This window comes from Klebsiella sp. CSG-1 (assembly GCF_056521145.1).
Genome location: NZ_JBWNLD010000007.1, coordinates 224676 through 238123, shown reverse-complemented (window position 1 = coordinate 238123; position 13448 = coordinate 224676). Strand labels below are relative to the sequence as shown.

Here is a 13448-nt window from a genome sequence, read left to right as displayed (position 1 = left end):
TGGGGATAATCCGCTATTACTGTCCGGCGATTTTCATCTCAGGCAACAGCACGGAACCGCACTGAATATTGCTGCGCGTTTCGATATCGTCACCCACGGTCACGATATTACGCCACATATCTTTCAAATTGCCTGCGATGGTAATTTCGCTTACCGGATACTGAATTTCACCATTCTCAACCCAGAAGCCAGAAGCGCCGCGCGAATAATCGCCGGTCACGCCACTGACACCCTGCCCCATCAATTCGGTGACGACAAGTCCGGTGCCCATCTCTTTAAGCAACTTTTCAAAACTCAGACCGCGGCCGTTAATCCGCCAGTTATGGATGCCGCCCGCGTGCCCGGTGCTCTTCATCCCCAGCTTGCGCGCCGAGTAGTTGGTCAGCAGCCACTGCGTCAGCACGCCGTCTTTAATAATGTCACGACGTTCTGTGCGCACGCCTTCGCTGTCGAACGGCGTCGAGGCCAGCCCTTTCAGCAGATGCGGATGCTCTTCAATCGTCAGCCACTCCGGCAGAATCTGCTGGCCGAGGGAGTCGAGCAGGAAAGTCGATTTGCGATAGACCGCGCCGCCGGCGATAGCGCCGACCAGGTGACCAAACAGCCCGGTGGCGACTTCGTTGGCAAAGATAACCGGCGCTTTCATCGTCGAGAGTTTACGCGGCGCCAGGCGCGACAGGGTGCGGCGGGCACATTCGTCACCGACCCACTCCGGGGTATGCAAATCCTCGAGCGCACGGCCAATGGTGTAAGCGTAATCGCGCTCCATATCGCCGTTCTCTTCCGCGATAACGCAGCTGGAGAGCGAATGGCGGGTTGAGCAGTAGCTCTGCAACATGCCGTGGCTGTTGCCGAACACTTTAATGCCGTAGTGGCTATTGAAGCTGCCGCCTTCGGTATTGGTAATGCGTTTATCCGCCTGCAGGGCGACCTGTTCCGCGCGGGCGGCCAGTTCGATTGCCTGATCCGGGGTCACTTCCGCCGGATGGAACAGGTCAAGATCCGGGGCGTCAAAGGCCAGCAGCTCTTTATCCGCCACCCCGGCAAACGGATCCGGGGAGGTGTAGCGGGCAATATCCAACGCCGCCTGCACCGTGCGGGCAATCGCCTGCGGGCTCAGATCGGTTGAAGAGGCGCTTCCCTTGCGGTTCTGATGATAAACGGTGATGCCTAACGCACCATCGCTATTAAATTCTACGTTCTCCACCTCGCCGTAGCGGGTGCTGACGCTGATGCCAGTGGTTTTGCTGACGGAGACTTCCGCACCGTCTGATTTGCCTGCCGCCAGTTCCAGCGCCGTGGTCACGGCCTCTTCCAGCGTCTTGCGCTGTTGTGCAACTTGAGAGATGACTTTCATCGCTAATGCCATAATGTAGGAAGGTGTTAAGTGAAGTCTAACAGAGAACCGTTTTTCAGTGCGCGCCTTAACTGGTAACATTAGCCTCTTTTTTTAAGGAGCCTGAGATGACTAAGCAGCCCGATGACTGGCTCGACGACGTGCCCGGTGATGACGTTGAAGATGAAGACGATGAAATTATCTGGGTCAGTAAAAGTGAAATTAAACGTGACGCGGAAGAACTGAAGCGTCTTGGCGCCGAAATGGTTGAGCTGGGAAAAAACGCGCTGGATAAAATCCCGCTCGATAGCGACCTGCGCGACGCCATTGAACTCGCCCAGCGTATCAAGAAAGAAGGTCGCCGCCGCCAGATGCAGCTGATTGGTAAAATGCTGCGCAGCCGCGATGTCGATCCGATTCGCCAGGCGTTAGACAAGCTGAAGAACCGTCACAACCAGCAGGTTGCGCTGTTTCATAAGCTGGAAATGATTCGCGATCGTCTGATTGAAGAAGGCGATGATGCGGTACCGGAAGTGTTAAACCTGTGGCCTGACGCCGATCGTCAGCAGCTGCGTTCGCTTATCCGTAACGCCAAAAAAGAGAAAGAAGGCAACAAGCCGCCGAAATCCGCGCGCCTGATCTTCCAGTATCTGCGTGAACTGGCTGAAGGCGAAAGCTAACTCCGCGTTTACCCGCCAGATTTTCCCGGAGGCGGCGCTTTGCGCCTGTCCGGGCTACCGGATAACGCTGTACCTGTAGCCCGGCAAGCGATAGCCTCGCCGGGAATATCCGCTCTCTACGCACTCCCCACCTTCACTGCCGATTCCCGATCCCGGATCCCGGATTCCTGCTCTGCTCTGCCGGTCAGTCGGTCGGTCTTTACCAGCCAAAAGCTGAATCGTTAAAGCTAATAGTGTTTAATTTCACATATTTAAAGTCTAATTAATTGTCTGTTGCTTATAAAAAGCGATCTTTCTCGCATTTAAAAGTTTAAAAATGCGCATTTACTCACCAGGTGAGGCACTTCACGTTTTAATCAGCCACTTGCAATTAGATTCCCTTCATCGGAAACACAATCGATTCAGCAAAAGGGATAAAAAATGAAAAAAACTCTGATTTTGACGGCCATTTCCATGCTTATTTCCGGTCAGGTAGCGGCGAAAACATGGGTGCTGACAAGCGCTGAAAGCGGCACTGACAAAGGAAACTGGCAGATAACGAGCGATCAGCTGAAGATAAAAGATCTCGATTTCAGCATTGAGCAAAAAGTCCTCCACGGCGGCAAACAGGAAGGCAGTAAAATTCTCGTTATCCGCAGTAAAGATGGCCTGACTATCGCCCTCAGCCCGACCCGCGGCATGAACCTGCTGAAAATCGAAGGTTTCGGCACGCGAATGGGCTGGGATTCACCGGTGAAAGAGGTCGTCAACCCGGCCTTTATCAACCTCGAAAGCCGGAATGGACTGGGCTGGCTGGAAGGTTTCAATGAGATGATGGTGCGCTGCGGCTATGAGTGGACCGGCCACCCGGTCACTGCTGACGGGCAAATGTATACTCTGCACGGTAAAGCCGGGAATACGCCGGCATCGCAGGTGGAAGTCGAAGTGGCGGATACCGCCCCGTATGAGATCCGTATTCGCGGGCTGGTGAAAGAGAGCACCTTCAAAAAAGCCGATTTGCAGACCATGACCGAGTTGCGCTATGTCCCCGGTAGCAACAGCTTCAGCCTGCATGATGTCTTAACCAACCATGCGGATTACCCGCATGACTATCAAATTATCTATCACAGCAACTTTGGCAAGCCGATCCTCGAAGAGGGCGCCCGCTTCCTGGCGCCGATATCCAGCATCAGTCCGTTCAACGACTATGCCAAAGCGGGTTTGAAAACCTGGCAAACCTACGCCGGCCCGACCAAAGGCTTCGACGAGATGGTATTCAATATTCAACCGCTGGCGGATGACAACCACCAGACCCTGGCCGCAGTGGTCAACAAGGCGGGAGATAAAGGAGCATCCATCCAGTTCGATACCCGCCAGCTACCGGTGCTGACGCTGTGGAAAAATACCGATACGGAAAAACAGGGCTATGTCACCGGTATTGAGCCGGGCACCAGCTACGCCTATCCGGTCACCATTGAGCGCGAACAGAAACGCGTGAAACAGCTTCAGCCAGGAGCCAGCACGCAGTTTGACCTGACCTATACACTGCTGCACAGCAGCGAACAGGTTGCCGACGTTGAGAAGAAAATTGCCGCAATTCAGGGTGATACTAAAGTGACAGAGGACGAAACGCCTATCGCGAAGGAGTAATTTAGCGTCTTAAGCCTGCCCCGGGTTGCGGCCAACGCGTCGGACCCGGGCAACCTGCCTGTGCCATCACCACCTGACGTAAATCCTCAGCAAAGCGCCGATACTGCGCTTCATCAACCGCCTGGGGGTAGCCCAGCACCAGCAATTCATGATCGGCGATGCCGGCATGATAGGTAGGATGAGTATGCGGCCATGAACTGGCGTGAAAGCCCATCGTTTCATAAAAACGCAGCCGCTTATGGGCAATGTCGCTGGTTAACGGATCGATTTCCAGAATGGTCAACGGCGCGCGTTCAAGGATCCCGGCCAGCAGGCGTTTACCATAGCCGCGAGAGCGCAGCGTATCGTCAATCGCCAGATGTTCAATATAGCTGTAGCCGGTAAACTGCCAGCAACCGCTCAGGCCAATAAAGAGGTCCCCGTCAAACCACGCTTCCAGCGCATAGTGCGGATCGCGCAGCGCCTGCTGCTTTGCCGCCAGTTCTCGCTGTTCATGCCACGGAAACGCTTTGACGTAGAGCGCATCCACGGCAGAAAAATAAACCGAGTCGATAGCGGTGATTTTTTTCGCTGTGAGCATGACAAATCCAGAGTCACAAAAGGAGATCTGCCCTCGTGCGGAGGGCAGAACGGAACAGGCCGCGCAGTTATTCCGCTGCGGCGGCTTTGCTGGCCAACTTATCGAGCAGCTTCTGGTGAATACCGCCAAAGCCGCCGTTGCTCATCACCAGGATATGATCGCCCGGGTGTGCGGTTTTGACCACCATATCGGCCAGGACATCGACATCGGCGCTCCAGTGCGCAGGCTGCACGCAGGCGTCCGCCACTTCAGCAACCTGCCACGGAATGTGCTGCGGCTGCAGCAGGAACACTTCGTCGGCACGGCCCAGGGACGGCGCCAGATCGTCTTTGCACACCCCCATTTTCATGGTGTTGGAGCGCGGTTCCAGTACCGCGAGGATCCGCGCGGTTCCGCCGACTTTCCCGCGCAGCGCCTGCAGCGTCGCCAGGATCGCCGTCGGATGATGGGCGAAATCGTCATACACGGTCACGCCGTTGGCTTCGCCGCGCAGCTCAAGGCGGCGGCGGGCGTTGATAAAACCACCCAGCGCGTTGGCGGCATCGGCTGGCAGCACGCCAACATGACGCGCCGCGGCAATCGCCATCAGGCCGTTATGCATGTTGTGTTCGCCGACCAGATCCCACTTCACTTCCCCGGCTTTCTCGCCGTCCAGCCAGACTTCCCACTGCGAGGCATCGGCGTTCAGCTTCTTCGCCTGCCAGTGGCCCTGCTCACCCACCAGCTCCTGCTCGCTCCAGCAGCCCATCGCCATCGTCTGTTTCAGATTGATGTCGTTTTCCGGCAGGATAATTTTGCCTTTGCCCGGCACAATACGTACCAAATGATGGAACTGTTTCTGAATCGCTTTCAGGTCGTCAAAGATATCCGCATGATCGAACTCAAGGTTATTGAGGATCAGCGTACGCGGGCAGTAGTGGACAAATTTGGAACGTTTATCGAAGAAGGCACAGTCGTACTCGTCGGCTTCGATAACGAAGAACGGGCTGTCGCCCAGGCGAGCGGAAACCTCGAAGTTACCCGGTACGCCGCCGATCACGAAGCCTGGCTTATAGCCGCAGGCTTCAAGGATCCATGTCGCCATTCCCGCGGTGGTGGTTTTCCCGTGGGTGCCGGCAACCGCCAGAACCCAGCGATCGCGCAGGACGAAATCATGCAGCCACTGCGGGCCGGACATATACGGAATGTTATTTTCCAGTACCGCTTCGACGCACGGATTGCCGCGAGTCATCGCATTACCGATGATAACCAGGTCCGGCCGGGGTTCCAGCTGGCTGGCATCATAGCCTTGAATTAAATCGATGCCCTGGTTTTCCAGCAGGGTACTCATTGGCGGATAGACGTTAGCATCCGACCCCGTTACCTCATGACCGAGAGAACGAGCCAGCATCGCCAGTCCTCCCATAAACGTGCCACAGATACCTAAAATATGAATGCGCATTCGTCGTTTCCCTTTTTAATCTGGGGCACATTTTACCCATATGTACGGCATCAGAGAAATGCATTTCAGGCGAATCCGTTTTTTGCTGGCGCGATTCACCTGTGCGTATTTTTTTTATTCTTTGTTAAGATTGTTGCGTTCGTTTTACTTCACATAAACATGCAGGGAACGGGTTATGAAAACGTTAGGTGAATTTATTGTCGAAAAGCAACACGAGTTCTCCCACGCAACCGGCGAGCTTACTGCTTTGTTGTCGGCGATAAAGTTAGGCGCCAAGATCATCCACCGCGATATCAACAAGGCCGGTCTGGTCGATATCCTGGGTGCCAGCGGTGCTGAAAACGTCCAGGGTGAGGTACAGCAAAAACTCGACCTGTTCGCCAATGAAAAATTGAAAGCTGCACTGCGAGCGCGCGATATCGTGGCAGGGATTGCCTCCGAAGAAGAAGATGAGATCGTCGTCTTTGAAGGCTGTGAACACGCGAAGTACGTGGTCCTCATGGACCCTCTGGATGGCTCCTCTAACATCGACGTTAACGTCTCCGTCGGGACTATCTTCTCCATCTACCGTCGCATAACTCCGGTTGGAACACCGGTCACCGTTGAAGATTTCCTGCAGCCGGGCAGCAAGCAAGTCGCGGCAGGCTATGTGGTTTACGGCTCTTCCACCATGCTGGTCTATACAACCGGCTGCGGCGTACATGCCTTCACCTACGATCCTTCTCTTGGCGTTTTCTGCCTCTCTCAGGAGCGCATGCGCTTCCCGGAGAAAGGCAACACCTACTCCATTAACGAAGGTAACTACATCAAGTTCCCGATGGGGGTGAAGAAGTACATCAAGTTCTGCCAGGAAGAAGATACCGCAACCCAGCGCCCATACACCTCGCGCTATATCGGCTCGCTGGTGGCGGATTTTCACCGCAACCTGCTGAAAGGCGGCATCTATCTGTATCCGAGCACCGCCAGCCACCCGGACGGTAAGCTGCGCCTGCTGTACGAATGCAACCCGATGGCGTTCCTCGCGGAACAGGCGGGCGGTAAAGCCAGCGATGGTAAAGAGCGTATTCTCGATATCATTCCAACCAGCCTGCACCAGCGTCGTTCTTTCTTCGTCGGCAACAACCATATGGTTGAAGACGTCGAGAACTTCATTAAAGAGTTCCCGGACGCGTAACGCTTCCCTTCCCCTCCCGCCCGGGAGGGGAATTTTCCGCTAACGATGCGCCGTTCCGCTCACCCGGGTAACCGGGGAGTTCTGCCGGTTTTCCCACAACACCGTCAGACCTCGCTGCAATGCGATAAAAACAAACAGCAAAATCCCGATGGCAATTTTTGTCCACCATGAGCTCAGGGTGCCGTCGAAGTTAATGTAGGTCTGAATCAGCCCCTGAATCGCCACCCCGAACAGCGTTCCCAGCACCGTCCCGACGCCGCCGCTCAACAGCGTGCCGCCAATCACCACCGATGCAATCGCATCCAGCTCAACGCCAACGCCGGCGAGGGCATACCCGGCCTGGGTATAGACAGAAAACACGATCCCCGCCAGCGTCGCCAGCCCGGTGGAGAGCATATAAATTCGAATGGTCGTACTGCGGGTCGAAATGCCCATCAGGTTCGCCGAAACCGCGCTGCCGCCGATGGCGTACACCTGGTTGCCAAAGCGGGTGCGATGGGCCATCAAGATACCCGCCACCACCACCAGCAGCATCAGCAGCCCCATTGCGCTCAGACGCCCGCCGCCGGGAATCGTCCACGCCAGCCCGGAGAGGGTGTCATACAGCGGATGATCGATAGGAATCGACTCTTCGGACACCAGATAGCTGACGCCACGCAGAAAAAACATCCCGGCGAGGGTAATAATAAACGCCGGGATTTTTAGCGCATCAATTAGCCAGCCCATCAGCGCGCCAAACGCGCAGCCCATCGCCAGCACCAGCGGGAACGCCAGCAGCGGCTCAATGCCCCAGGCCCCTATCGCCTTCGCCAGAAACACGCCGGTGAAGGCGATAACCGACCCGACCGAAAGATCGATCCCGCCGGAGAGGATCACGAAGGTCATCCCGACGGCAATGATGCCAAGAAAGGCGTTGTCAGTCAGAATGTTGCAGATAACCCGCGTCGAAGCAAAGCCGGGAAACTGGGTCAGGCAGTACAGATAGCCCAGCACAAAGACGGCCAGGGTGATCATCAACGGTAAATTACGTTTTATCATGGCCGCGAACCCCTTTCAGTAAGCCAATAAAGCGCGGCGACTGGACGATCAATACGCACAGAACCACCACCGCCTTCACCACCTGATTCATCTCCGGCGGGAAGCCCGACAGCAGGATCCCGGTATTCATTCCCTGGATAATCAGGGCCCCGACCACCGACAGTAGCAGGTTAAAGCGCCCGCCCATCAGCGATCCACCGCCGATCACCACCGCCAGGATGGCATCCAGCTCCAGCCACAGCCCGGCGTTATTGGCATCGGCACCGCGAATGTCTGCCGCCACGATGATCCCGGCAATCGCCGCACAGATACCGCTCAGCACGTAGGCCAGCATCACCACAATCCGGGTATTCACTCCGGCGTTTTTCGCCGCCCGAATGTTGATCCCCACCGCTTCGATAAACATCCCCAGCGCCGTTTTACGGGTGAACAGCCAAAACAGCAGCAACGTCGCGGCCGCGATCAGCACCGGCGTCGGCAGCAGCAACAGCGAACCGCTCCCGAGCCAGGCCAGGTGCGGTGAATCGAAGGTCACGATCTGTCCGGAGGTAATCAGCTGCGCGACGCCGCGTCCGGCTACCATCAGAATCAGCGTGGCCACAAAAGGCTGGATCTTCAGGATCGCGACCAGAATACCGTTCCATAATCCCGCCAGCGCCCCCGCCGCCAGGGAGGCCAACAGCACCACCGGCAGACTGTGTCCGGCAACGGTCATCGAGGCCGCTGTCGCGCCGGCAATCGCCATCACCGCGCCAACCGACAGATCGATTCCGCCGGTGGCAATCACCAGCGTCATGCCTATCGCCAGCAGCGCCACCGGCGCCGCGCGGTTGAGAATATCAATCGGACTGCCGAACAGACGCCCGTCCTGTAACACAATCTGAAAGAAGTGCGGCGCCACGAAGCTATCCACCACCAGCACGAGGATCAGGGCGATAATTTGCGGCATACCTTTTGGCCAACTGAAGCGCCGCTTTGGCTGGCCGGTTTGGGGAACTGATCGAGGCATCATGGTTACTCCTTATGCCGCAATAGCGTTCATGATCGCCGGGACAGAAAGCTCGGCTAGCGGGATCTCCGCGACCTGCTTACGATCGCGCATGATAATCACCCGATCGGCATAGCCCACCAGCTCTTCCAGCTCCGAGGAGATCACCAGCAGCGCCAGACCATCGGCGCACAGAGTTTCAATCAGACGGATGATCTCCGCATGGGCGCCAACATCGATCCCGCGCGTCGGTTCATCGAGGATCAGGAACTGCGGTTTGGTCAGCAGCCAACGAGAAAGCAGCACCTTCTGCTGATTGCCGCCGGAGAGAAATTCGATCGGCTGTTCGGCGCTGGGGGTGCGAATACCGAGCTGGCGGATAAAGCGATCGGCAATGTCATTTTGCTCGCGTCGCGGAATCGGCCGCAGCCAGCCACGCTGGGCCTGCAGTGCCAGGACGATATTTTCCCGCACCGATGCCGCGGCGATAATCCCGTCGGTTTTACGATCCTCAGGACAGAAGCCGATGCCCAGGCTTGACGCCTGGTGCGGCGAACGCAGCCCCTGCGCTTTACCTTTGATCCACGCGGTGCCGCTGTCTGTCGGTTTGATGCCGAAAATGACCTCGGCGGTTTCCGTGCGCCCCGAGCCGAGCAGCCCCGCCAGGCCGACGATCTCGCCGGGACGAACCTGGAGGTCAAACGGCGCAATAACGCCTTTCTTGCCAAAGCCCTCAAAGGCGGCGACCGGTTTGTCGCTCAGTAAAGTACGACCCGCGCGATGCAGAGCATCGTGCTCAAGCTCACGGCCAAGCATCATCTTCACCAGCTCGATCTGCGGCAATTCGCGGGTTTCCCGGCAGCCAACAAAACCGCCGTTGCGCAGAACGGTAATCCGGTCGCTGACGGCATACACCTGATCGAGGAAGTGGGTGACAAAAATCAGGCTGACGCCATCATCGCGCAGCTGGCGCATCAGAGTGAAGAGCATCTCCACTTCCTGAGTGTCCAGACTGGCAGTCGGTTCATCGAGGATCAGCACTCTGGCCGACAGGTCAATGGCCCGACAAATCGCGACGATCTGCTGCATCGCCACCGAAAAGCGGTTCAGCGGTTCGCGGACGTCGAGGGAAAAACCGTAGGAGGCCATCAGCGCGGTGGCGCGCTGTTCCATCTCTTTGCGCCGCAGCAGGCCAAAACGACGGGGTTCACGCCCGAGAAACAGATTGTCCGCCACCGACATGTTCGGCAGCAGGTTAACCTCCTGGTAAACCGTGCCGATACCCAGTTGCTGGGCATGAGCGGTATTCTTCGGCGATATTTCCTGCCCCTCCAGCCAGATCGCCCCGCGATCGGCGTGGTACACGCCGGTGAGGGCTTTAATCAATGTGGATTTACCCGCCCCGTTTTCGCCCAGCAGCGCCATGATTTCACCGCGCCGCAGACTAAAATTGACGTTATCCAGCGCTTTGACGCCGGGGAAAAACTTGCTAAGCCCTTCCGTGCGAAGGATTTCCTGGCTTACCTCGGCGTTCATATTCAGTCTCACCTTCAGGGGATGAAAGACGGTTCCCGATCACAACGCTAACCGGGCGACCGACAGGAGTGGATCGATGGACCGCCAGTACTGGCCGGGGAGCCATTCAGGCGATGCGCCACATCGCCTGGTTATTGCTTCTCCCGACGTCCTCAGTAGCCCATGTTTTTCTTCTTCTCGAGCTCTTCTTTCGCCGTATCCGGGAGGTAAAGCGTCGATTTGGTGATGGTCAACTTCTCTGGCAGCGTGCCGTCCTTTTTATATTTCTCCAGCGCATCAAATGCGGGGCCGGCCATATTCGGCGTCAGCTCGACGCTGGCGTTCGCTTCCCCTGCCATCATCGCTTTATAAATATCCGGCACGCCGTCAATTGAGCCGGTGAGGATATCTTTACCCGGTTTCAGCCCGGCTTCTTTAATGGCCTGGATAGCACCAATAACCATGTCATCGTTATGGGCAAAAACCATGCAGATGTTCTTGCCGTTATTTTCCGCTTTAATAAAGCTCTCCATCACCTCTTTGCCTTTGCTGCGGGTAAAGTCGCCGGACTGAGAGCGGATAATTTTGATGTTTGGCGTTTTCGCGATAACGTCAGCAAACCCTTTCTTACGATCGATAGCCACGCTGGCGCCAACGGTGCCCTGCAGCTCAACCACGTTACACGGCTTGCCGTCGACCGTTTTCACCAGCCAGTCACCAATCAGCTGACCTTCAAGAACGTTATTGGCGGTAACGGTAGTCATGTAGAGATCTTTATCTTTGACATCAATCGAGCGGTCGAGCAGGAATACCGGAATTTTGGCCTCTTTGGCCTCTTTCAACACCGGTTCCCAGCCGGTCGCCACCACCGGCGCGATAAAGATGGCGTCGACGCCCTGGGCGATAAAGGAGCGGACGGCTTTAATCTGGTTTTCCTGTTTTTGCTGGCCGTCGGCAATCTTCAGAGTGATTCCGCGTTTGGCGGCCTCCTCCTTCGCAACGTTGGTTTCGGCCGCACGCCAGCCGGATTCAGATCCGACCTGCGAAAATCCTACGGTCAGAGGGGCAGCCATTGCCATAGACGACATAGCTGCGGAAACTGCTGTGACAAGAAGTAAGCGCTTCCACATAAAACGGTCCTCATCGGGTTACTTTGGGTTAAATCGTCATCTGCGGACAAACTATAGACAACTCGTGATGTAACTGAATGCGTTACATCACACTTCGAAAAAGTAAATTAAATGTTAATTACCGTGATTTAATCCAGCTGAGAGCGGATAAGGCTTCCCGCAGCTCGCATCTGCCGACGTATAAGGTGATATTTTACGCACGTTGAGAAATCAAACAGATGCAATGTAAACGGTTACATTGTTTTATTCAGGATGCGGCTATGTTTATGGATTTTCAGGTTGTTTTTCAGGGGGAAATTCAGACTGATTACCGGTGGGCAAAATAAAAAGAAGCCAAGACATTCGATGTGAGTTGGCTATAATACCAGGCACTTGTTTGCCATACATTTTAAAGGAAACAGACATGAGCTTACTCAACGTACCTGCGGGTAAAGATCTGCCGGAAGACATCTACGTCGTGATCGAGATCCCGGCTAACGCAGACCCAATCAAATACGAAGTCGACAAAGAGAGCGGCGCGCTGTTCGTTGATCGCTTCATGTCCACTGCGATGTTCTATCCGTGCAACTACGGCTATATCAACCATACCCTGTCTCTGGACGGCGACCCGGTTGACGTACTGGTCCCGACGCCGTACCCGCTGGAGCCAGGCTCTGTGATCCGCTGCCGTCCGGTTGGCGTACTGAAGATGACCGACGAATCCGGTGAAGATGCGAAACTGGTTGCCGTACCGCACACCAAGCTGAGCAAAGAGTACGATCACATCAAAGATGTGAACGACCTGCCGGAACTGCTGAAAGCACAGATCACCCACTTCTTCGAGCACTACAAAGACCTGGAAAAAGGCAAATGGGTGAAAGTTGACGGTTGGGACAATGCTGAAGCGGCTAAAGCTGAAATCATTGCTTCCTTCGAGCGCGCTAAGAAGTAATTCCGCCGCACTCAGATTGTCGAAAACACCGCCTCAGGGCGGTGTTTTTGTTTCTGGCGCAGAGCTATTTCCCGGGTGGCGGCTCACGCCTTACCCGGGCTACAAATGCTCAAAGGCATCGCTCCGGGCGGCAAAACCAAATACCGCACTTGCCCGTAGCCCCGGTCAGCAACGCGCCACCGGGGGACAAGCGCTGCCAGTGCCGCAGACCGGCCATCAGCCTCCCAAGGCATCGCTCCGGGCGGCAGAACCCAAACACCGCACCCGCCGTAGCCCCGGTCAGCAACGCGCCACCGGGGGACAAACGCTGCCAGTGCCGCAGACCGGCCATCAGCCCCCCAAGGCATCGCTCCGGGCGGCAGAACCCAAACACCGCACCCGCCGTAGCCCCGGTCAGCGACGCGCCACCGGGGGACAAACGGTGCCAGTGCCGCAGACCGGCCATCAGCCTTCCAAGGCATCGCTCCGGGCGGCAAAACCAAATACCGCACTTGCCCGTAGCCCCGGTCAGCGACGCGCCACCGGGGGACAAACGCTGCCAGTGCCGCAGACCTGACCGCCGGTCGTCCGATCAAAGGTTTTTTATGTCTGCCATTGACCTGTGCCGGGTGAATGGCAGACATAAAAAAACAACGCCACCCGAAGGTGGCGTTGCCGTGGTTAATACTGGTCTCTGTCTAACCAGTTGCCGTTCTCTATCAGCGTAAAGCCCTCTACGGGGCGCTGATAGACATACATCCATGCGCTGCCATAAGGCGTCTGGATCAGGTGACGTGCGTACTCACCGCCCTTGGTGCGCAGCGCGTCCAGTTCGGCCAGCGTTGATGCGTCAATACGATACACTTCACCATGTACTGTGCCTTCGCCAGGCACCGCGCCTGGATAGTGGCCCAGGCTGTACAGCTGATAATCGTTGACACTATGATCGCCCAGCCACTGAGCGTTGGTCATCCAGTGGCTGTTGCCTTGTTTGCGTCGTAAACTGCCGTAAACAAATATTCGCATT

At 56.2% G+C, this 13448-nt stretch carries 12 protein-coding genes; 4 read left to right on the top strand and 8 right to left on the bottom strand.

Features of this window, described 5'->3' with window-relative positions:
- Positions 1-16 precede the first annotated feature (16 nt).
- Complete coding sequence (pmbA, locus tag AC007G_RS18440) at positions 17-1369, bottom strand: metalloprotease PmbA (protein ID WP_004857202.1); 1353 nt, start codon at positions 1367-1369, stop codon at positions 17-19.
- Between the two features lie 95 nt (positions 1370-1464).
- Here pmbA and yjgA point away from each other — a divergent pair, with 95 nt between their 5' ends.
- Positions 1465-2016, top strand: coding sequence for a ribosome biogenesis factor YjgA (gene yjgA / locus AC007G_RS18435; RefSeq protein WP_004857200.1), 552 nt, complete (start codon positions 1465-1467; stop codon positions 2014-2016).
- A 420-nt stretch (positions 2017-2436) separates the two neighbouring features.
- Positions 2437-3645, top strand: coding sequence for an aldose 1-epimerase family protein (locus AC007G_RS18430; protein WP_142630528.1), 1209 nt, complete (start codon positions 2437-2439; stop codon positions 3643-3645).
- A gap of 1 nt (position 3646) precedes the next feature.
- Here AC007G_RS18430 and AC007G_RS18425 read toward each other — a convergent pair whose 3' ends face one another.
- Together AC007G_RS18425 and mpl are read right to left on the bottom strand one after the other, a co-directional pair.
- Positions 3647-4225 (bottom strand): GNAT family N-acetyltransferase, encoded by a 579-nt coding sequence (locus AC007G_RS18425; RefSeq protein WP_050500288.1) that lies wholly within the window; start codon positions 4223-4225, stop codon positions 3647-3649.
- Between the two features lie 67 nt (positions 4226-4292).
- On the bottom strand, positions 4293-5666 hold the full coding sequence (mpl, locus tag AC007G_RS18420; RefSeq protein ID WP_032689797.1) for a UDP-N-acetylmuramate:L-alanyl-gamma-D-glutamyl-meso-diaminopimelate ligase: 1374 nt from the start codon (positions 5664-5666) through the stop codon (positions 4293-4295).
- 175 nt (positions 5667-5841) lie between these two features.
- Here mpl and fbp point away from each other — a divergent pair, with 175 nt between their 5' ends.
- Positions 5842-6840, top strand: coding sequence for a class 1 fructose-bisphosphatase (gene fbp, locus AC007G_RS18415; protein WP_032689798.1), 999 nt, complete (start codon positions 5842-5844; stop codon positions 6838-6840).
- Positions 6841-6879: 39 nt separating this feature from the next.
- Here fbp and yjfF read toward each other — a convergent pair whose 3' ends face one another.
- From yjfF to ytfQ, 4 genes are all read right to left on the bottom strand, one after another.
- Positions 6880-7878, bottom strand: a complete 999-nt coding sequence (yjfF, locus tag AC007G_RS18410) for a galactofuranose ABC transporter, permease protein YjfF (protein WP_032689799.1) — start codon at positions 7876-7878, stop codon at positions 6880-6882.
- On the bottom strand, positions 7865-8890 hold the full coding sequence (gene ytfT, locus AC007G_RS18405; RefSeq protein ID WP_004857188.1) for a galactofuranose ABC transporter, ATP-binding protein YtfT: 1026 nt from the start codon (positions 8888-8890) through the stop codon (positions 7865-7867). The genes yjfF and ytfT overlap by 14 nt, the downstream gene beginning before the upstream one ends.
- 9 nt (positions 8891-8899) lie before the next feature.
- Positions 8900-10402, bottom strand: coding sequence for a galactofuranose ABC transporter, ATP-binding protein YtfR (ytfR, locus tag AC007G_RS18400; protein WP_479466638.1), 1503 nt, complete (start codon positions 10400-10402; stop codon positions 8900-8902).
- 152 nt (positions 10403-10554) lie between these two features.
- Complete coding sequence (ytfQ, locus tag AC007G_RS18395) at positions 10555-11511, bottom strand: galactofuranose ABC transporter, galactofuranose-binding protein YtfQ (protein ID WP_004857179.1); 957 nt, start codon at positions 11509-11511, stop codon at positions 10555-10557.
- Positions 11512-11914: 403 nt separating this feature from the next.
- On the opposite strand from ytfQ, the gene ppa reads away from it, so the two are divergent.
- On the top strand, positions 11915-12442 hold the full coding sequence (gene ppa / locus AC007G_RS18390; protein WP_004857176.1) for an inorganic diphosphatase: 528 nt from the start codon (positions 11915-11917) through the stop codon (positions 12440-12442).
- A 660-nt stretch (positions 12443-13102) separates the two neighbouring features.
- On the opposite strand, the gene AC007G_RS18385 is transcribed toward ppa, so the two are convergent.
- The gene (locus AC007G_RS18385; protein WP_004857174.1) at positions 13103-13447 is read right to left on the bottom strand and encodes a gamma-glutamylcyclotransferase family protein; all 345 of its coding nucleotides are present in this window, start codon (positions 13445-13447) and stop codon (positions 13103-13105) included.
- Position 13448: the final 1 nt, after the last annotated feature.

What these genes read in the sequence shown, in the direction of transcription:
- yjgA (WP_004857200.1), top strand. Translation starts at nt 1,465, where the DNA reads ATGACTAAGCAGCCCGATGACTGGCTCGACGACGTGCCCGGTGATGAC.
- AC007G_RS18430 (WP_142630528.1), top strand. Translation starts at nt 2,437, where the DNA reads ATGAAAAAAACTCTGATTTTGACGGCCATTTCCATGCTTATTTCCGGT.
- fbp (WP_032689798.1), top strand. Translation starts at nt 5,842, where the DNA reads ATGAAAACGTTAGGTGAATTTATTGTCGAAAAGCAACACGAGTTCTCC.
- AC007G_RS18425 (WP_050500288.1), bottom strand. Translation starts at nt 4,225, where the DNA reads ATGCTCACAGCGAAAAAAATCACCGCTATCGACTCGGTTTATTTTTCT.
- yjfF (WP_032689799.1), bottom strand. Translation starts at nt 7,878, where the DNA reads ATGATAAAACGTAATTTACCGTTGATGATCACCCTGGCCGTCTTTGTG.
- ytfT (WP_004857188.1), bottom strand. Translation starts at nt 8,890, where the DNA reads ATGATGCCTCGATCAGTTCCCCAAACCGGCCAGCCAAAGCGGCGCTTC.
- AC007G_RS18385 (WP_004857174.1), bottom strand. Translation starts at nt 13,447, where the DNA reads ATGCGAATATTTGTTTACGGCAGTTTACGACGCAAACAAGGCAACAGC.
- ytfR (WP_479466638.1), bottom strand. Translation starts at nt 10,402, where the DNA reads ATGAACGCCGAGGTAAGCCAGGAAATCCTTCGCACGGAAGGGCTTAGC.
- ppa (WP_004857176.1), top strand. Translation starts at nt 11,915, where the DNA reads ATGAGCTTACTCAACGTACCTGCGGGTAAAGATCTGCCGGAAGACATC.
- ytfQ (WP_004857179.1), bottom strand. Translation starts at nt 11,511, where the DNA reads ATGTGGAAGCGCTTACTTCTTGTCACAGCAGTTTCCGCAGCTATGTCG.
- mpl (WP_032689797.1), bottom strand. Translation starts at nt 5,666, where the DNA reads ATGCGCATTCATATTTTAGGTATCTGTGGCACGTTTATGGGAGGACTG.
- pmbA (WP_004857202.1), bottom strand. Translation starts at nt 1,369, where the DNA reads ATGGCATTAGCGATGAAAGTCATCTCTCAAGTTGCACAACAGCGCAAG.